Genomic DNA, 18,409 nt, shown 5'->3' with positions numbered 1-18,409 from the left:
TTTGAAATGCCTCTCGTATCCATGCGCCAACTGCTGGACCATGCCGCTGAAAACGGCTATGGCATCCCCGCCTTCAACGTGAACAATCTGGAACAGGTTCAGGCTGTTATGGCCGCCGCTGATGAAGTGGGTGCGCCTGTTATTCTTCAAGCCAGCGCGGGTGCCCGCAAGTACGCAGGCGAGCCATTCATCAAGCACCTCATTCAAGCGGCTGTGGAAGCATTTCCGCACATTCCTTTGGTTATGCATCAAGACCATGGCACAAGCCCCAAGGTTTGCCAGGGCGCAATCGACCTGGGCTTTGGCTCGGTCATGATGGATGGCTCTTTGATGGAAGACGGCAAAACACCGGCTTCATTCGACTACAACCTTGAAGTGACCCGCAAAGTGGTAGACATGGCGCACAAGGTGGGTGTGACAGTGGAAGGTGAACTGGGTTGCCTGGGTAACCTGGAAACTGGTGAAGCGGGCGAGGAAGATGGCATTGGCGCCGAGGGTAAACTGGATCACAGCCAAATGCTGACCGATCCCGAAGAGGCTGCCGTGTTTGTCAAGGGCACACAACTGGACGCTTTGGCCATCGCCATTGGTACTAGTCATGGTGCCTACAAGTTCAGCCGCAAGCCCACTGGCGATATTCTTGCCATTTCACGCGTGAAGGAAATTCATGCCCGTATTCCAAATACCCACCTGGTGATGCACGGTTCATCGTCGGTGCCCGCAGAATTGCTGGCCATCATCAACCAGTATGGCGGCAAGATGAAAGAAACCTACGGTGTGCCTGTGGAGGAAATTCAGGAAGCCATCAAGTATGGTGTGCGCAAAATCAACATTGATACCGATATTCGTCTGGCCATGACTGGTGCGGTGCGTAAGTTCTTGTTCGAGAACCCCGACAAATTCGACGCGCGTGAGTGGCTGAAACCCGCGCGTGAAGCGGCCAAGCAAATTTGCAAACAGCGTTACATGGAATTTGGTTGTGAAGGGCAGGGCGCGAAAATCAAGCCGATCCCCATGAGCGAAATTGCACAGAAATACGCCAAAGGCGAACTCGCGCAAATCGTTCAATAAACGGTCAGCAAAAGCCTGTTGAAGCTCACGCGGGCTGTGCCCCGCGTGTTTTATTTTTAAAGCCTGAATCCCACGAGGCCATTTGAATGAGTACTGTGTTTGAAACCAAGCTGACTTCCCTGCCTTTGCTGCACCGCGGCAAAGTTCGGGAAAATTTCTCTGTTGGCGACGACAAAATGTTGATTGTGGCCAGCGACCGCCTGTCTGCATTCGATGTCATTCTGGATCAACCCATTCCCGAAAAAGGCATGGTGCTTACCCAGATGGCTCAGTTCTGGTTCGACATTCTGGCTGACGTAGTGCCCAATCACCTCACCGGCATTGCTCCCGAAACAGTGGTGTCGGCTGAAGAAGCACCCCAGATCAAGGGCCGCTCCATGGTGGTTAAAAAGCTGAAAGCTTTGCCAATCGAGGCCGTGGTGCGTGGTTACCTGATCGGTTCTGGCTGGAAAGACTACCAGGCCACTGGCGCAGTGTGCGGCATCAAATTGCCCCCAGGCATGCAAATGGCTGCCAAATTGAACGAGCCTATTTTCACGCCAGCCACCAAAGCAGCAATGGGTGAGCACGATGAGAATATTGATTTCGACACCATGAGCGACGTGGTTGGCAGTGACCTCGCCAAGCAAATTCGCGATGTGTCAATTGCTTTATACACCAAGGCCAGTGACTACGCGGCGCGCCAGGGCATTATTATTGCAGACACCAAGTTTGAGTTCGGGCTGGATGAAAACGGCACCTTGACCTTGATGGATGAGGTGTTGACTGCCGATTCCTCCCGTTTTTGGCCTGCAGATCAGTACCAGGTGGGCATTTCCCCACCTTCTTACGACAAACAGTTTGTACGCGATTATCTGGAAAGCGTACCGGGCTGGAACAAAAAGGCACCAGCGCCTACACTGCCACAAGACATCATCGACAAAACAGCGGCCAAATATCGTCAAGCCTATGAAATTTTGACTGGCCGCCTTTGGATTGGATAAGCACATGAACGAAGCCACACACCTGCACACCTCTGACCATCCCAAAGTGGGCGTGGTCATGGGTTCGTCTTCCGATTGGGAAGTGATGAAAAACGCCGTGCAGGTATTGCGCGACTTTGGCGTGGACTATGAAGCCCGTGTGGTTTCCGCGCACCGAATGCCTGATGAAATGTTTGCCTACGCAGAAACTGCGGCCACCCGTGGCATTCAGGTGATCATTGCCGGTGCTGGCGGTGCGGCGCATCTGCCCGGCATGCTGGCAGCGAAAACCATTGTTCCGGTCATGGGCGTACCTGTACCTTCCAAGTACCTGCGCGGAGAAGATTCCCTGTTGTCCATTGTTCAAATGCCCAAGGGAATTCCGGTGCACACCTTTGCCATTGGCGAGGCGGGTGCAGCCAATGCCGCTCTGGGTGCCGTTGCCATTCTGGCCTTGACCAACACTGAACTAAACCAGAAATTGCAGGATTTTCGCGTGAGCCAGTCCAATGTGGCCCGTGAAATGGAACTGCCCCCTTTGCGTTGATTTTTAAGCCAAACACATGAGCAAGATCGAATTCAAAACAGCCAAACCCGGCCAGTGGCTGGGTCTGTTGGGCGGTGGCCAATTGGGCCGCATGTTCTGCATGGCCGCACAAAGCATGGGTTATCGAGTGCTGGTGCTCGACCCGGTCGCCAACGGCCCTGCCGGTTCAGTCGCTGACGACCAGGTGCTTGCCGACTACATGGACGATCAAGGCCTGGCGCGCCTGGCCCAACGTTGCGTGGGTGTCACCACCGAATTCGAAAACGTACCTGCTTTGGCGCTGGATACACTTTCCAAAAGCATTCCAGTCAGCCCGTCGGCCTTCTCGGTGGGTGTGGCGCAAAACCGCATTGAAGAAAAAGCCTACATCACAGGTTGTGGCGTGCCTGTTGCACCTCATGCGGCCCTACGCAGCACAACTGACATCACCGATGATCTTGAGCATTTGCTGCCAGGTATCGTAAAAACAGCCCGTTTGGGTTATGACGGCAAGGGCCAGGTTCGTGTGAAAACGCTGGATGAGGTACGCAAGGCGTTCGCCGATCTGAATGAAGTTGAATGTGTGCTTGAAAAGCGTCTCAACCTGCAAAAGGAAATGTCGGTGATTGTGGCGCGTGACCACAAAGGTGAATGTGCCACCTTTCCTGTGGCTGAAAATCACCACCGCAAAGGTATTCTGGCCACCACCATTGTGCCTGCCCGCATTGATGATGCCATGGCTGCTCAAGCCCGCGCCAACGCCATTTCCATCGCCGGCGCCCTTGATTACGTGGGGGTGCTGTGTGTCGAGTTTTTTGTTGTCGATGATCTGGGCCTGGTGGTCAATGAAATTGCACCGCGCCCCCACAACAGTGGTCATTACTCCATCGATGCCTGTGTCACCTGTCAATTCGAACAACAGGCCCGTGTGCTTGCCGGTTTGCCCTTGGGCGACACTCGCCAGCACAGCCCGGCTGTGATGGTGAATTTGTTGGGTGATCTGTGGTACGGCGAAGACGGCAGCACGCGCGAACCTGCCTGGGAAAAAGTATTGGCTATTCCCGAGGTGAAACTTCACCTGTATGGCAAAGAGCAGGCTAGGGTTGGGCGCAAGATGGGCCACATCACGGTGATCGCCGAAACCCTTGACCGTGCCCTGGCGGTTGCCCAAGAAGTTCGGGATATTCTGGGCATTGGCGATGACGACGACTGATTCCGGCATGCCTCACATGCATGCCGAACTGTTGGCCGCCAGTGATGCGAATATTCAGCGTTGTGCCCAAGCACTTCAGAACGGACACTTGGTCGCTTTTCCAACAGAGACCGTGTTTGGCCTGGGCGCCGCCGTTTCCAGGCTTGATGCCATTCAAGGTATATTCAAAGCCAAGGGCCGGCCCACTGAACACCCGCTGATAGCCCATGTGGCTCCCGGCGCAAATTTGGTCGGCTGGGTGGCTGAGCTTACCCCCACCATGCAAAAGTTGATGAATGCCTTTTGGCCTGGTCCACTAACCTTAGTGGTCCCCAAAGGTGAGCGCATGCCATTTGAAGTGACTGGCGGGCAGAATTCTGTGGGTATTCGTTGCCCCTCCCACCCGGTTGCAATCAAGCTGTTAAAGGCCACTGGGGTGCCAGTGGCTGCGCCTTCCGCCAACCGGTTTGGCAAAGTCAGCCCCACACGCGCAAGCCATGTACTTGCCGAGCTTGGCGATCGAATTCCGTTCATTCTTGATGGCGATGTGCCCGAAGTGGGCATTGAATCCACCATCGTCTCACTGCTTGAAGAGCAACCCGCCATACTTCGGCCGGGTGCCATTACTGCTGCACAAATAGAGGCGGTGCTGGGCGTACCCGTGAAAAGTCATGTTGAGGTTTCGAAAACCCCAAATGCCAACCCACGGGTTTCAGGGGCGCTTGAAAAGCACTACAGCCCGGATGCCAAAGTGTGGGTATTGCAGGCCAGTGAATTGGCTGCTCTGCAGTTGCAGAATAAAACCTTGTGTGTGGGCTGGACCGATGAATTCCTGGCGCAAGCCGACGCACTGCGAGAAAAGTTCGGGGAAGTGTTGGTTGAAGCTTTGAGTGACAAACCAGCAGAGGTAGCCAAAGCACTGTACGCGACATTGAGACAGGCTGACGAATTGGCCTGCAAACAATTGTTGTTCGAAAGGCCAGGGCAAAATCAGGAATGGGAAGCGGTCAACGACCGCTTGAAACGCGCTTCCGCCTGAGTTGCCACGCTGCTTGGTTTAATTACATTTGCTGGGTTGGAATGTGCCCGCGCTGCTCGGCAATCACATTGTTGTCATCCACAAACACCAGCTTGGGCTGGAATGTTTTGCACTCCTGATCATCCAGCGTGCCATAGGCCGCAATAATTACCAAGTCACCCTTTTGAGCACGGCGTGCAGCCGCACCATTCAGGGAAATCATGCCGCTTCCGCGCTCGCCCTTGATGGCATAAGTTGAAAAACGCTCGCCATTGTCGATCACGTAAATGTCGATGCGCTGAAATTCAATAATGCCCGACGCTTCGAGAAGGTTTTCATCAATCGCGCAAGAACCTTCATAGTGCAGTTCGCAGTGGGTTACTTTGGCTCGGTGAATTTTTCCGAGCAACATCTCACGATGCATTAGTCAATCTCCAGATTGTCGATCAGGCGGGTTTGACCCAGCTTGGCCGCGGCCAGTATAACCAGCGGCGTTTGATCGGACAGGTTTTCATCGGTGGGGCGCTGCAGGTCTGATTGCCTGCGTACCTCAAAATAATCGGGCTTCCAGCCACGGCTTGCCAATGTGTCGGCGCATTTTCGCTCCAATTGTACCAACTGGTCCAAATTCGGGCGACCCGATTTTACCTGATTCGAGAGATCATTCAAAAGTTGATACAAAAACGGTGCTTCGGCACGGTCTTGCTCGTTCAGGTAACGGTTGCGTGACGAAAGCGCCAAGCCGTCCTCGGCCCGCACGGTGGGCGCCGCGATAATTTCAATCGGCATGGCCAGTTGGGCCACCAAGCGCCGAATAATCATTAACTGCTGGTAGTCTTTTTTGCCAAAAACTGCCACTTTGGGCTGCACGCAATTAAACAGCTTGGTTACTACTGTGCTGACACCTTCAAAAAAACCAGGGCGAAATTCACCTTCCAGTGTGCCACCCAGGTCATCGGGCGGCTTTACACGGTAATCCTGTGGCTCGGGGTACAGGTCGCGCTCGGTGGGCGCAAACATCACATACACCTGTTCTTTTTCCAGTTTTTCCGCATCTTCCTGCATGGTGCGCGGGTACTTGTCGAAATCCTCATTGGGGCCAAACTGCAAACGGTTCACAAACACGCTCGCGACCACGGGGTCACCGTGTTTGGCAGCAATTCGCATCAGGGACATGTGGCCCTCGTGCAAATTGCCCATGGTGGGCACAAAAGCCACCCGGTTTTGGCCACGCAGTTGATCGCGCAGCTCGGAAATTGAAGAAATCTGTCTCATCAAATACTCAGAATGTGTGTTCTGCTGTGGGAAAGGTTCTGTCTTTCACCGCAGACACATAGGCCTGCACGGCAGCTTGAATCGAGGGCTGATTATCCATGAAATTGCGCACAAACTTCGGTTTTTTGCCCGGAAAAACATTCAACATGTCGTGTAGCACCAAAACTTGTCCGTCACAATCAACCCCGGCACCAATGCCGATGGTGGGTACCGTCAGGCTTTTGGAAATGTCGGCCGCAAGTTTGCCCGGAATCAGTTCAAACAGCACCATTTGGGCGCCAGCCTCTTGCATGGCCTTGGCATTGGTTTTCAGTATTTTCGCGGCTTTGGCATCGCGGCCCTGCACGCGATAACCACCCAGCGCACTGACCGATTGCGGCGTCAGGCCCAAATGGGCACACACAGGAATGTCGCGTGTGGTCAGGTATTCAACGGTCGGGGCCAGCCATGCAGTGCCTTCGAGTTTCACCATGTTCGCGCCTGCTGCCATCAGCCTGGCGGCATTGCGGTAGGCCTGCTCCACGCTTTCCTGGTAGCTGCCAAACGGCATGTCGGCCACCACAAATGCATTCTTGTTGCCAGCGGCTACACAACGTGTGTGGTACTCCATCATGTCCATGGTCACAGGCAGGGTGCTGGGCATGCCAGCCAGTACCATGCCCAAAGAGTCGCCAATCAACAAAACATCCACGCCGCTTGCATCGAGCACGCTGGCAAAGCAGGCGTCGTAGCAGGTCAGCATGGCGATTTTTTCCTGATTTTTTTTCATCTCAAGCAACGCGGGCAAGGTAACAGCCTTGCGGGTGCTGTTGGCAGCGGCTTGGGGTTGTGCGCTCATGGTGTGCTCTCTTGTGGGGTGTGTCTTACTCAGACCAGTTGAAAAACTCGCGTCGACCTTTCATCCCGTCAATCTGGTTTAACAACAAATCAAAATCTTCGGAATGATCAACCGGGTTTAAATGCTCGGTGTTCACAATCAACAAGGGTGCGTCGTCGTAGTGGTAAAAAAACCGGCTGTATGCATCGCTTAACTGGGACAAATACGCCTCGGTAATGTTCACCTCATAGGGCGTTGCGCGTTTTTGCACCCGTTCAATCAGTGCCTGTGGCGAGGCTTGCAGGTAAATGACCAAATCAGGCACGCTGGTTTGAGGGCTTTGGTGCTGGTAAATTTGCTGGTAAAGCTTCAGTTCTTCTTCGTCCAGCGTCAGGCTGGCAAACATTCGGTCTTTTTCCAGCAGAAAGTCACTGACCACCATGTTTTCGAAAAAGTCCCGCTGGGTTAAATCCCTCAGTTGCCCAATGCGCTGAAACAAAAAAAATAATTGGGTGGGCAGGGCATAACGTGCAGGTTCTTGGTAAAACTTCTCAAGAAACGGATTGTCTTCAGGCTTCTCGAGCAACAGCTCTGCCTGAAATCGCTGGGCGATCAGTCGGGCCAGCGAGGTTTTCCCCACGCCAATTGGGCCTTCAATCACGATGTGGCGATACTTTTCTGACAACAAGTTTTACTCTCCGGTGGGTGGCTTGCGCGCGGCCTCAGTGTAGCGCAGGGGTGAAGCTGGTATTGGAAAAAAAGTTCAAATTGCCTTGACGATCTGATCCAGCGTGCCCGGCAAATGATTTTTCGCTGGGCCCAGGCCGGGAATCTCGATTTCCGGGTTTAACTGCAGCAACGGATCCAGCACAAAACGCCGCAAGTGCATGCGGGGGTGAGGCACTTTAAGCTGTGAGGTATTAACGGTTTGCTGGCCAAACAAGAGCACATCCACGTCGATGGGGCGTGGGGCATTACGCGTGGTACGAACCCGCCCCAATTGTGACTCAATGGCCATACATGTATGTAATAGTTGTTCGGCATTGCCTTGCCACATCAATTCCAGCACGGAGTTCACATAGTTCGGACCTGTGGCATCCACAGGGGCACTCTCAAAACGCAGAGATTCCCGCACTGCCTTGGCGCAAGAATGGGCTCGGAAATAGTCAATTACTTCATCGAACAAGGCCATGGGATGCCCCAAGTTGCCACCCAAGCCCAAATAGCACAGTGTATGGCTCACTTCGTGGTTCACTCGCCCTGCTGGCCCTGGCCAGCACCAATCGCACCTGCGCCTGGTTTGGGTTTTCTGCGCCGACGTTTTTTCTTGGCTGCTCCATCGGTACCTGCGGGTGTTCCGCGCAGGGCGTCCAGCATGTTTTGGCGGTTGTTCACATCGCCATCGCTGAATTCGCGCCACCATTCGGCCAATTCAACATCGGCGTCTACATCGCCCACCATGGCACGCAATTCATAGAAATCGAGCGATGCCCGGAATTTCTGTTGCTCCAGCATGCGGAATGGCGCCTTGCCGGCACGTTTTTCGAAACGTGGTTGAAATGCCCAAATTTCACGCATGTCGCCGGTTAGGCGACGTGGAATGGCCGTGCGTTCGGCCTGTTCGGCCAGTACATCGTCCATCGCGGCAAACAGTGCCGGGAATTTCAGTTCCCCCTGTTCAAGTTTCTTCTCCCAGTTTTCAAGCACCAAATGCCACAACAAGCAGGCAAACAGGAAGCCAGGGCTGAGTGGCTTGCCTTCTTTTACGCGTTTGTCGGTGCGGGCCAAAGCCTCGGTCAGGAAGGGTTCACCGCGTTGGTGCTCCAGAATTGCATCGAGCAAGGGAAATACACCATGATGCAATCCAGCCTCTCGCAAACCTTTCAAGCAGGCCATGGCCGAGCCGCTCATCAGCAGCTTCAGCATTTCATCAAACAGCCGCGAGGCAGGCACATTGCGCAGCAAGTCAGACAACTCGGCGATGGGCGCGTAGGTGGCTGGTTCAATCTCGAAATTCAGTTTGGCTGCAAAACGCACCACACGCAGCATTCGAACCGGGTCTTCGCGGTAGCGCAGGCTTGGCTCTCCAATCATGCGCAGCACGCGCGCACGCAGGTCTTCCATGCCATGGTGGTAGTCCCACACGGTTTCCGTGCTGGGGTCGTAGTACATGGCGTTCACGGTGAAGTCGCGCCTTGAGGCGTCTTCGTCTTGCCGCCCGAATTCATTGTCGCGCAGCACCCTGCCGTGCTCATCTTTCTCGTTGCTTGCACTGGCCAGGGCTCTGAAGGTTGATGTTTCAATGGTTTCAGGGCCAAACATCACGTGCACAATTTGAAAGCGCCTGCCAATGACCCGTGCGCGGCGAAACAGTCTTTGGGTTTGTTCAGGGCTTGCGTCAGTGGCCACGTCGAAGTCTTTGGGACGCATGCCCAAGAGCAAATCGCGCACGGCACCGCCCACAACAAAGGCTTTGTAACCCTTGCTTTGCAAGGTTTCGCACACGCGGATCGCATTGTGGCTAACCAGGCGGCGATCAATTTTGTGCTCGGCCACACCCCACACCTTGGGTTTGTGCACGCCGTAGCTTGCTTTCACTTTCTTGGGTGTCCCCAGGTTCAAGTGCGCAGCTGGCCCCGGGGTTTCACGCCCCAGCGTGGCCGGCTTGGAAAACATCCGTTTAAACAGTTTCTTGATCATTTGAACAACTCAAGGACAGGCCAGCCGCGTGTTTGTGCAATTTCAGCCAGTTTGTTGTCGGGGTTTGCTGCAACTGGGTGGCTTACGCATTCCAGAAGGGGCAGGTCATTGATGGAGTCGCTGTAAAAGTAACTGCTCTCAAAGCTGCTCAAAGTCCAGTTCTTCGCGGCCAACCAGTCGTTCAGCCTTGTCACTTTGCCCTCCCTGAAACTGGGCACACCAGTGACCTTGCCAGTGTATTCACCATCGACCAATTCGGGCTCGGTTGCGATCAGGGCTTCAATACCGAATGCCTGTGCAATTGGTTGGGTAATAAAGCTGTTGGTGGCCGTAATGATCACGCACACGGCATTGTCCGCCTGGTGCTGTTTTACCAGCTTAATGGCGCTTGGTTTCAAGTTGGGTCGAATGACTTCAGCCATGAACTCATTGTGCCAAGCCGCCAGTTGTGCACGTTTGTTGTCGCGCAGCGGGCGCAATTGAAAGTCCAGAAACTCGTCGATGTTCAGCGTGCCTGCTTTGTAGTCCGCAAAAAACTGATTGTTGCGCGCCTCAAATTCGGCCCGGTCCAGCACACCTTTGTTGATGAGGAATTGCGACCATCCATGGTCGGAGTCAATGGGCAACAGGGTGTTGTCCAGGTCAAACAGTGCGAGTTTCATATTCTCGAATTACCAGACTTTCTCGTCGTTTCATCCAGTGGCGCAGCAAATTCACGCTCACTGGTTTTTGTTGTTCAAGGGAAAAGCGATCCAGCCCGTCCATCACCGCCATCAGCGAGCCCATGTCACGCTGGAAATAGCGAAGTGCGTACTCAATGACCTCTTCACTTAACTGCAGGCCCCGCGATTTCGCCATGGCTTGCAGTGCCGCATGTTTTTCCTGATCGCTCAACGGGTGCACGCGCAAGCACAAGCCAGCTTCAATGCGTGTGCGCAAGTCATCACGCAGTTTCAGTTCGGTGGTGGGGTGCTCACCCGCCAACACGATTTTACCGGGTTTGTTCTCGGCCATGCTTGAATTGAACGCATTGAACAATTGCACCTGGGAGTACGGGGTCAGGCGGTCAATGTTGTCGATCACCAAGGCCTGTTCGCCGGGCTTGAACACAAAGCGATTGCCGCCGGCAAATACATTTACTCCCAGTTGGCTGGCCACGCCCCGCAGCAAATGACTTTTTCCGCAACCTGAAGGTCCGTAGATGTACACAAACGGACTGGTTCCCTTCATGTTGATCAGTTCTCGCAGTTCATGCACAAGCTGACCGTTCTGCCCAACCAGAAAGTTGGACAGTGTCGGCCTGGGGGGCGTGAACACATCGAGAAGCAACTGTTGCATGGGCATTGCCAAAGCGGGGGGAATCGAGCAGCTCCCAATAATACCCTTGAATAACACTTTTTACGCCCTGTCTCGGTTAAAATACACCGACTCGCGCTTGTGGCCACAAACCTGAAGCAAGCAACCCAGCACCACAATTTTTCGGACCGAATTTCAATGAATTCTCCCTTGACCTACAAAGACGCCGGCGTTGACATGCAAGCCGGTGATGATCTGGTTGATGCAATCAAACCCATGGCAAAGCGCACCATGCGCCCAGGTGTGCTGGCTGGTATTGGCGGTTTTGGCGCCATGTTCGAAGTACCCAAAGGGTACAAAGAACCCGTGCTCGTCTCCGGCACCGATGGTGTGGGTACCAAGTTGCGTCTGGCCTTTGAGTGGAACATTCACAACACCGTGGGTATTGATTTGGTGGCCATGAGTGCCAACGATATTTTGGTTCAAGGCGCAGAGCCCCTTTATTTTCTCGATTACTTTGCATGCGGCAAACTGGACGTTAAAACAGCCGCAAGTGTAGTGGGCGGTATTGCCTATGGTTGTGAACAAGCGGGTTGCGCGCTCATTGGTGGCGAAACCGCTGAAATGCCCGGCATGTATCCCGACGGTGAATATGACTTGGCTGGTTTTGCGGTAGGCATTGTTGAAAAATCCGAAATTCTGGATGCCAGCAAGGTGAAGGCCGGCGATGTTATTTTGGGCCTCGCGTCCAATGGCATTCACTCCAATGGTTTTTCGTTGGTGCGCAAAATTCTGGAACGTGCCCAACCCGATTTAACCCAGCTTTGCGATGGCATGCCCTTGCGCGAGGCCATCATGGCCCCAACGCGGATGTATGTGAAGCCTGTGCTTGAGTTGATCAAGAAGGTGCCGGTTCATGCGCTGGCCCACATCACTGGTGGTGGTTTGGTCGAAAACATTCCCCGTGTGTTACCCGACAATTTGGTGGCTGAGCTCGACCGTGGTACCTGGCCAGAAACGGATTTGTTCAAGTGGTTGCAGCAAAACGGTCAGGTGCCGTTTGATGAAATGAACCGCGTGTTCAACTGTGGCATTGGCATGGTTGTGGTGTTGCCCGCAGAACGAGCCAAGGCTGCAATGGATTTGTTAAGCGCAGCGGGTGAAAAGGTGTATCAAGTGGGCGTGGTACGCCCGCGTGTTGAGGGCGAAGCACACACCATTGTTCGACCTGCAAAATAAGTGTTCACCGACTAATCAAGCCGGGATAAAGCCCAGTCGATGTGTTCCATCAGGAATGCATCGGCGCTTGAGCGCATTTCGAGCAGCGCCTCACGCATGCCAACAACACCCACACTATTGCCTGCGGCCACTGCCAAATTTCTTCTAAACCGCTTGTAGCCAATCCGGCGAATGGCGCTGCCCTCGGTTATTCTTAAAAACTCCTGCTCAGTCCAGCGCATCATGGCAAACCAGTCGGGTTTTTCAAACTCGGCGCGCGGATTGAAGTCAGCGTATTGCGCAGGCTTGGCGAACTTGTTCCACGGGCATGCCAATTGGCAGTCGTCGCAACCATAAATTCGGGTGCCCACGAGTGGGCGAAGTTCAAGGGGTATTTCGCTGTCGTGCTCAATCGTCAGGTAAGAAATGCACAGCCGGGCATCCACCTGGTAGGGTTTCACAATTGCGCGGGTAGGGCAGGCTGTGATGCAGCTGGTACACGTACCACAGTGGTTCTTGCCAAATTCACCACTCAGCGGCAAAGGCATGTTCGTGAATACTTCACCTAAAAAAAACAGCGAACCTTCCTCGGGGTGAATAAGCAAAGTGTGTTTGCCTCGCCAGCCCAAGCCAGCCTTGCGTGCAATTTCCACTTCAGCAGTGGGAGCGCTGTCCACAGCGACACGAAACCCGAATCCACCTACCTCGGAATTCACGGCATCGGCGAACCGTTTCAGGCGCTGGCGTATCACCTTGTGATAATCGCGCCCGCGCGCATACAAACTCACATAGGGTTTGTTGTGGGCTTCGATTTCCATCAGGGTTTTCTCGGTGAATGTCGTCGCATCAGGCTGGTTCAGCGTTGTTTCAGGTACGTAAGGCACACGCAGTGATACGATTCGAATCGCACCGGGAAACAGGGTGTCTGCATTCAGGCGATTCAGTCCGTGGCGCTCCATGTAGGCCATTTCGCCGTGCATGCCCTGGTTTAGCCAGGTTTGCAAATGTGGCTCACAGGCCTGCAAATGGGTGTCGCTGACACCCATGCAGCCCAAACCCTGTGTTTTGGCCACACGTTGCAACAATGCCCAGTTCTCTTGTTCTTGATGAGCCTGCATGAAAACTTATACCCGCTATTTACCCGACGACGCCGCAACCCACAGTGTAGGGGAAAAGCTCGCCAAACTTGCGCAAGCGCCGCTTCGCATCTACCTTTCCGGCCCATTGGGTGCAGGTAAAACAGCATTGGTGCGGGCGTTTTTGCGGGCTTTGGGAGTGCAGGGTGCGGTTAAAAGTCCCAGCTATGCGTTGGTAGAACCTTACAATTTCTCGAATTATTCTGTGTATCACTTTGATTTTTATCGATTCTTCGATCAGAATGAGTGGGAAGAATCCGGTTTTCGTGATTACTTTGAGGAAAATGCCATTTGTTTGGTCGAATGGCCCGAGAAGGCTGGCGGCCTGCTTCCTCAAGCGGATATCGAAATTCACCTGAGTTATCACCAACACGCGAACCCTGAAACAACAGGGCGACACATCGAGGTGAGGGCCCTGTCGCCAGACGGGCAGTATTTGGTAAAACAACTGAACGAACAACAATAGCCTATGAATTCGCGTCGCGACTTGTTGAAAACCGTTGGGGCAGGAATGCTTCTGAAACTAATGCCTGTGGGCGCTTTTGCTGCTGACCAGGTGAAGTTTGTGGATGTGCGCCTGTGGCCCGCAGATGAATACACACGGGTAACGCTAGAGCACGCAGGCGCGATCAAGTACAAACACTTCCTGATTGAGAATCCCTGGCGCATGGTGATCGATTTGCTTGACATGCGACTCGACAACACCCTGAAAGACCTCACCAGTCGCCTGCATCCCGAAGACCCTTATGTGCAACAAATTCGTGTCGGGCAATACGATGCGAACACCGTGCGACTGGTGTTCGATCTGAAAGCAGAAGTCAAACCAGAAATTTTCACGATTGATCCAATTGCCGAGTATCAAAATCGATTTGTCGTTGATTTTTATCCCAAGAATCCGGCAGATCCTTTGCTGGCTTTGCTGAAAAAGTCTGAAGACCCGGCCATGCGGGAAGATGAGATTTCCCGTGCTTTGCGTTTGGCCGAATCAGAAACAAACGGCACTTTAAAGCTGGAAGGTGTGGCGCCAGAAAAAGGTGCCAGCAGAACCGAAGTCGCCAAGGCACAGCCCAATGCACCCGTTGAGAAGAAGCCGGCACCAGAGCTGAGACGAATGATCACGGTTGCCATCGATCCTGGCCATGGCGGTGAAGACCCCGGTGCGGTTGGCAAAGGGGGCACCTACGAGAAAAATGTGGTGTTGGCCATCAGCAAAAAACTGAAGGCAGAAATTGACAAAATGCCGGGCATGCGGGCCATGTTGACTCGCAACGGTGACTTTTTTGTGCCTTTGAATACACGTGTGCAAAAGGCCCGCAGCGTGAATGCTGACCTGTTTGTGTCTGTGCATGCAGATGCCTTCATTCGTCCCACTGCGGGCGGATCGTCGGTGTATGTTCTATCCGAACGAGGTGCTACCAGCACTGCCGCGAAGTGGATCGCCAACAAGGAGAATGCCTCTGATTTAATCGGTGGGGTCAATATCAAAGGCACCGATTCGCAACTGGCCCGCGTACTGCTCGATTTGTCGACCACCGCTCAAATCAATGACAGCTTGAAGTTGGGCGATGCGGTTCTCGGTAACTTGGGTAAGGTGAATCGATTGCACAAGCCGCGTGTGGAACAGGCGGGGTTTGCCGTACTGAAGGCGCCTGATATTCCCTCCATCCTCATTGAAACAGCCTTCATCAGCAACCCGGATGAGGAGAAAAAACTGGCCAACCCAGCCCATCAACAAGAATTGGCTGAAGCGATCGCCAAGGGTATTGCAAATTACTTCGCCAAGAACCCTCCTGTTGCCCGCACTCCCCTAACCTAAACCGGGCGCGCTGCCACTTATAATAAGTGGATGAGCCACCGCCCGATTTCCCTGTTGCCCGATGTATTGATCAGCCAAATTGCCGCAGGCGAAGTGGTTGATCGTCCGGCGTCGGTTGTCAAAGAACTGCTGGAGAATGCCTTGGACGCTGGTGCGTCTGAGATCACCATTCGCATCGATGGTGGCGGTATTCAACGAATTTGCATTCAGGACAACGGCAAAGGCATACCGAAAGACGAACTCGAGTTGGCAGTCACACGCCATGCCACTTCAAAAATTCAATCGCTGAGTGAACTTGAAAGTGTGATGAGCCTCGGCTTTCGAGGAGAGGCTTTGGCCTCCATTGCTTCGGTAAGTCAGTTTGCGCTGAGCAGTTATCCGAAAGGTCAGGAATGCGCATACAGCATCAGTAACCAAAGTGGGCGGTGGCTTGTCGAGCCCTCATCGGCAAGCCCTGGTACCACAGTCGATGTGCAATCGCTTTACTTCAGCACACCCGCGCGCCGCAAGTTTCTGAAAACAGAGCAAACTGAGTTTTTTCAGTGTCTGGACGTCGTTAAACGCATGGCATTGGCCAACCCCTCGGTCACTTGGCTGGTGTATCGCGATGGCAAATTACAAAGCCGTTTTCAGGAAAGCAGCTGGAGTGCTCGGGTCTTCAGCATTCTCGAAACCATGGCCAATGGCGCTTCCAAGCCAATTGACGTCCAAACTGCCGATATGCAATTGCATGGTGCGGTTGGCCTGCCCGACGCGGCCCGCGGGAAAGGCGATATGCAGTTTTTCTATGTCAATGGCCGCTTTGTGAAAGACAAACTGATTGGGCACGCGGTCCGGTCAGCCTATGAAGATGTGCTTCATGGCGACAAATTTCCGGCCTTTGTGCTTTTTTTGAATTTGCCAGCCAACGAGGTAGACGTGAACGTGCACCCCGCAAAAACCGAGGTGCGATTCCGAAACGCGCGGGCAGTGCATCAATGGGTGCGTCAATCGATTCAGGCCTGTCTGGCTCCTTCCAGGGCTGTCGCTCCTCTCAGTGATTCGTCCGCAAGCGTTGAGGTCGGGGCACCTTCTGTAACGCCCTCAGTGTCAGGCAACGGCAATGTGTGGAGGGCGTCCAGCGCTTCCTCGCCAGTGGTTCAGGTTCAGGCAAAAAGTGCAGCGCTTCCTTTCCTGCGGGAGGAGCTTGCCGATTATATTCAAGCCTATCGGCCGATTGAATCCGCGCCGCGCCCCACTGCAATTACACCGCGACCCTTAGTGCAAGAAAGCCGGCCAAGCCAAGCGGCCGATCATGCCGAATTGTCGGAGTATTTGGGACAGGCGATTGCGCAGGTACACGGCATTTACATTCTCGCTTTGCGTCCCGATGGCATGGTGGTGGTCGATATGCATGCAGCCCATGAGCGTGTGCTCTATGAGCAGTTCAAGAATGCGCTGGACAATCAGCAAACCATTTCTTCTCAAGAGTTATTGGTGCCCTTGTTGGTGCAAATTGATCCGCGCCTGGCCAGTGAAGTCGACAATGGTCAGCACCTTTGGGAAAAACTGGGTTTTCGCTTGAGTCTCATTTCAACTCAGGAAATCGCGGTGCGCGCCGTGCCCACCATGTTGGCGGGTCAGGATTTGTCTGCATTGCTGCAACAGTGGCTTGAAGACTTGCACCAGTACGGCGTGGCGCATGTGCTTGAACGCCAGCGCAATGAATGGCTTGCTGGCTTGGCCTGCCACACCGCAGTGCGTGCAAACAGAAAGCTCACCGTTACTGAAATGAATGCGCTGTTGCGTTCCATGGAGCGCACCGAACGGTCGGATCAATGCAACCATGGCAGGCCCACATGGCGTCATTTCAGTTTGTCTGAAATGGACAAGTGGTTTTTGCGCGGCCAATAGAGCAAGGGGGGGGCGTGAATCACGTGAGCATTGGCGCTATTCCCGCCCTGGCTGTACTTGGGCCCACGGCATCCGGCAAGTCTGCCTTGGGCTTGTGGATGGCTGATCAGGGGTTCCCGATAGAAATTATCAGCCTCGACTCGGCACTGGTGTTTCGGGACATGAACATCGGCACTGCCAAACCCACCCCGCAAGAACTGGCTTTGGTGCCGCACCACCTGATCGATATCATCACGCCAAGCGACACTTTTAGCGCCGCTGAATTTGTTGTTCAATGCCACGCACTTATTGCGGATATCCGTGCGCGAGGCAAAGTGCCTGTTATTTTGGGCGGCACAATGATGTATTACAAAACACTGGTCAGCGGCATGGACGACCTTCCTGCCGCCAATGCTGAAATTCGCCAAGCCATAGAACAACAGGCCCTGGAGCAGGGCTGGCCCGCCATTCACGCCCGCCTTGCCGAAGTAGACCCCGTTACAGCCCAGCGCTTAAAGCCCAATGACTCCCAGCGTTTGCAGCGCGCACTGGAGGTTTTTCAAATTACCGGCCAGCCACTTTCAAGCTTTCATCAGCGGGATCAGCAGGCCGATTTGCAAATTCCCACCCTGGCTATCGAACCCTCTGACCGGTCTGTATTGCACAAGCGCATTGAGTCGCGTTTTCTGAACATGCTGGAGCAGGGCCTTGTTGAGGAGGTCATTGAGCTTCGTCACAATTACGTATTGGATGACAGCATGCCTTCGATGCGTTGTGTGGGGTACAGGCAAGTGTGGGAGCATTTGCACGGCCATTGCACTCGGCAGGAAATGATAGACCGGGGTGTTGCTGCTACACGCCAATTGGCCAAACGGCAAATTACCTGGCTGCGTTCAACGTCCAACAAAGAAGTGGTTGACCCACTGCAGTCAAATTGGCTTCAATCAGTGAAACCCTGGATACAAAATCAGATCGAGGCTTTGTTGCCTTGACGGCTCGTCGCGGCTGTTTCTTGCCAACCTGGCATGGGTTGCCTGTGTTGCACTGGACTGGTTTATTGGGAACTGAGCTTGAAGGGTCGCCGTTCGTTGCGGTTATTTGCTCAACTCGGCATGGGTTAGTTGTGTCGGACTGGACTGGTTTGTTGAGAGCTGAGCTTGCAGGGTCACCGCTGCCCGAAAACTTGGCATTTCGGCTTGTCGGCTTGATCCTGTACTAAGCCAAGCCCTCCAAAAGTAACGGTCGGGTCTTGGCTTTCGCGCCAGGGCGCGATCGTTAGTCTCTGCGCGCCAAGCCGGCAAGTTTTCTGACTGGTCATCGTGTGACCCATTGCAAGTTCAGCTCCCCAGTCGGCGGCGGTGTTTCGATCGCCTCGCCTTCAAGAAAACCTGCCCTTGCGTGCCGAGCAGGGCCGGTGTCGCCCAGTATGGGTGACAGAGAACGGACCCGACCCGCAGTTTAGGAGGGCCGGTCTCAGGCATCGCAAGGCTCAGCAAGGGATCAACAGGTT

At 53.9% G+C, this 18,409-nt stretch carries 19 protein-coding genes; 10 read left to right on the top strand and 9 right to left on the bottom strand.

The genetic code is table 11. The annotated features are described in order from the left end of the window. The first annotated feature begins 6 nt into the window (after nucleotides 1-6). The 5 genes from fba (at nucleotide 7) to B4C79_RS10895 (ending at nucleotide 4,790) form a co-directional block, all read left to right on the top strand. Complete coding sequence (gene fba / locus B4C79_RS10915; protein WP_105027056.1) at nucleotides 7-1,071, top strand: class II fructose-bisphosphate aldolase; 1,065 nt, start codon at nucleotides 7-9, stop codon at nucleotides 1,069-1,071. Nucleotides 1,072-1,157: 86 nt separating this feature from the next. After that, nucleotides 1,158-2,054 (top strand): phosphoribosylaminoimidazolesuccinocarboxamide synthase, encoded by an 897-nt coding sequence (locus tag B4C79_RS10910; protein WP_291739172.1) that lies wholly within the window; start codon nucleotides 1,158-1,160, stop codon nucleotides 2,052-2,054. A 4-nt stretch (nucleotides 2,055-2,058) separates the two neighbouring features. After that, nucleotides 2,059-2,580, top strand: a complete 522-nt coding sequence (purE, locus tag B4C79_RS10905) for a 5-(carboxyamino)imidazole ribonucleotide mutase (RefSeq protein WP_008251518.1) — start codon at nucleotides 2,059-2,061, stop codon at nucleotides 2,578-2,580. A 16-nt stretch (nucleotides 2,581-2,596) separates the two neighbouring features. Beyond that, nucleotides 2,597-3,772 (top strand): 5-(carboxyamino)imidazole ribonucleotide synthase, encoded by a 1,176-nt coding sequence (locus B4C79_RS10900; protein WP_291739171.1) that lies wholly within the window; start codon nucleotides 2,597-2,599, stop codon nucleotides 3,770-3,772. Further along, on the top strand, nucleotides 3,759-4,790 hold the full coding sequence (locus B4C79_RS10895) for an L-threonylcarbamoyladenylate synthase (protein ID WP_291739170.1): 1,032 nt from the start codon (nucleotides 3,759-3,761) through the stop codon (nucleotides 4,788-4,790). The genes B4C79_RS10900 and B4C79_RS10895 overlap by 14 nt, the downstream gene beginning before the upstream one ends. A gap of 22 nt (nucleotides 4,791-4,812) precedes the next feature. Here the strand turns inward: B4C79_RS10895 and panD are convergent, their stop codons facing one another. From panD to B4C79_RS10855, 8 genes are all read right to left on the bottom strand, one after another. Continuing rightward, on the bottom strand, nucleotides 4,813-5,193 hold the full coding sequence (panD, locus tag B4C79_RS10890) for an aspartate 1-decarboxylase (protein ID WP_008251515.1): 381 nt from the start codon (nucleotides 5,191-5,193) through the stop codon (nucleotides 4,813-4,815). Then, the gene (gene panC / locus B4C79_RS10885) at nucleotides 5,193-6,044 is read right to left on the bottom strand and encodes a pantoate--beta-alanine ligase (RefSeq protein ID WP_291739169.1); all 852 of its coding nucleotides are present in this window, start codon (nucleotides 6,042-6,044) and stop codon (nucleotides 5,193-5,195) included. Before panC ends, panD begins: the two co-directional genes overlap by 1 nt. Before the next feature lie 7 nt (nucleotides 6,045-6,051). Next, nucleotides 6,052-6,882 (bottom strand): 3-methyl-2-oxobutanoate hydroxymethyltransferase, encoded by an 831-nt coding sequence (gene panB / locus B4C79_RS10880; protein ID WP_171100234.1) that lies wholly within the window; start codon nucleotides 6,880-6,882, stop codon nucleotides 6,052-6,054. A 25-nt stretch (nucleotides 6,883-6,907) separates the two neighbouring features. After that, nucleotides 6,908-7,549 carry a deoxynucleoside kinase gene (locus B4C79_RS10875; protein ID WP_040513349.1) on the bottom strand — a complete coding sequence of 214 codons (642 nt, stop codon included), beginning with the start codon at nucleotides 7,547-7,549 and terminating at the stop codon, nucleotides 6,908-6,910. A 75-nt stretch (nucleotides 7,550-7,624) separates the two neighbouring features. Beyond that, nucleotides 7,625-8,116, bottom strand: a complete 492-nt coding sequence (folK, locus tag B4C79_RS10870) for a 2-amino-4-hydroxy-6-hydroxymethyldihydropteridine diphosphokinase (protein ID WP_291739168.1) — start codon at nucleotides 8,114-8,116, stop codon at nucleotides 7,625-7,627. Continuing rightward, complete coding sequence (gene pcnB, locus B4C79_RS10865; RefSeq protein WP_291739167.1) at nucleotides 8,113-9,561, bottom strand: polynucleotide adenylyltransferase PcnB; 1,449 nt, start codon at nucleotides 9,559-9,561, stop codon at nucleotides 8,113-8,115. The genes folK and pcnB overlap by 4 nt, the downstream gene beginning before the upstream one ends. Beyond that, a complete protein-coding gene (locus B4C79_RS10860) occupies nucleotides 9,558-10,223 on the bottom strand; it encodes an HAD family hydrolase (RefSeq protein ID WP_291739166.1) in 666 nt (221 codons plus the stop codon). The genes pcnB and B4C79_RS10860 overlap by 4 nt, the downstream gene beginning before the upstream one ends. Next, nucleotides 10,204-10,899 carry an HdaA/DnaA family protein gene (locus B4C79_RS10855; RefSeq protein WP_291739165.1) on the bottom strand — a complete coding sequence of 232 codons (696 nt, stop codon included), beginning with the start codon at nucleotides 10,897-10,899 and terminating at the stop codon, nucleotides 10,204-10,206. Before B4C79_RS10855 ends, B4C79_RS10860 begins: the two co-directional genes overlap by 20 nt. A 156-nt stretch (nucleotides 10,900-11,055) precedes the next feature. Here B4C79_RS10855 and purM point away from each other — a divergent pair, with 156 nt between their 5' ends. After that, nucleotides 11,056-12,096 carry a phosphoribosylformylglycinamidine cyclo-ligase gene (purM, locus tag B4C79_RS10850; RefSeq protein WP_291739164.1) on the top strand — a complete coding sequence of 347 codons (1,041 nt, stop codon included), beginning with the start codon at nucleotides 11,056-11,058 and terminating at the stop codon, nucleotides 12,094-12,096. A gap of 11 nt (nucleotides 12,097-12,107) precedes the next feature. Here the strand turns inward: purM and queG are convergent, their stop codons facing one another. Beyond that, nucleotides 12,108-13,193 carry a tRNA epoxyqueuosine(34) reductase QueG gene (gene queG / locus B4C79_RS10845; RefSeq protein WP_291739163.1) on the bottom strand — a complete coding sequence of 362 codons (1,086 nt, stop codon included), beginning with the start codon at nucleotides 13,191-13,193 and terminating at the stop codon, nucleotides 12,108-12,110. On the opposite strand from queG, the gene tsaE reads away from it, so the two are divergent. Genes tsaE through miaA form a run of 4 tightly spaced genes read left to right on the top strand, consistent with a single transcriptional unit; the run spans nucleotide 13,192 to nucleotide 17,891 of the window. Further along, entirely contained in the window at nucleotides 13,192-13,677 is a 486-nt protein-coding gene (gene tsaE / locus B4C79_RS10840) for a tRNA (adenosine(37)-N6)-threonylcarbamoyltransferase complex ATPase subunit type 1 TsaE (protein WP_291739162.1), read from the top strand. The genes queG and tsaE overlap by 2 nt on opposite strands. Nucleotides 13,678-13,722: 45 nt before the next feature. Beyond that, nucleotides 13,723-15,027: an N-acetylmuramoyl-L-alanine amidase gene (locus B4C79_RS10835; protein ID WP_371815390.1), complete on the top strand. Its 1,305-nt coding sequence runs from the start codon at nucleotides 13,723-13,725 to the stop codon at nucleotides 15,025-15,027. A 30-nt stretch (nucleotides 15,028-15,057) separates the two neighbouring features. Continuing rightward, nucleotides 15,058-16,920: a DNA mismatch repair endonuclease MutL gene (gene mutL / locus B4C79_RS10830; RefSeq protein ID WP_291741629.1), complete on the top strand. Its 1,863-nt coding sequence runs from the start codon at nucleotides 15,058-15,060 to the stop codon at nucleotides 16,918-16,920. 14 nt (nucleotides 16,921-16,934) lie between these two features. Beyond that, on the top strand, nucleotides 16,935-17,891 hold the full coding sequence (gene miaA / locus B4C79_RS10825) for a tRNA (adenosine(37)-N6)-dimethylallyltransferase MiaA (RefSeq protein WP_291741632.1): 957 nt from the start codon (nucleotides 16,935-16,937) through the stop codon (nucleotides 17,889-17,891). Nucleotides 17,892-18,409 lie beyond the last annotated feature (518 nt).

Origin of the sequence: Limnobacter sp. UBA7229, from assembly GCF_002473065.1 — a bacterium.
Classification (GTDB): domain Bacteria; phylum Pseudomonadota; class Gammaproteobacteria; order Burkholderiales; family Burkholderiaceae_B; genus Limnobacter; species Limnobacter profundi.
This window is presented reverse-complemented; position numbering and strand designations above follow the sequence as displayed.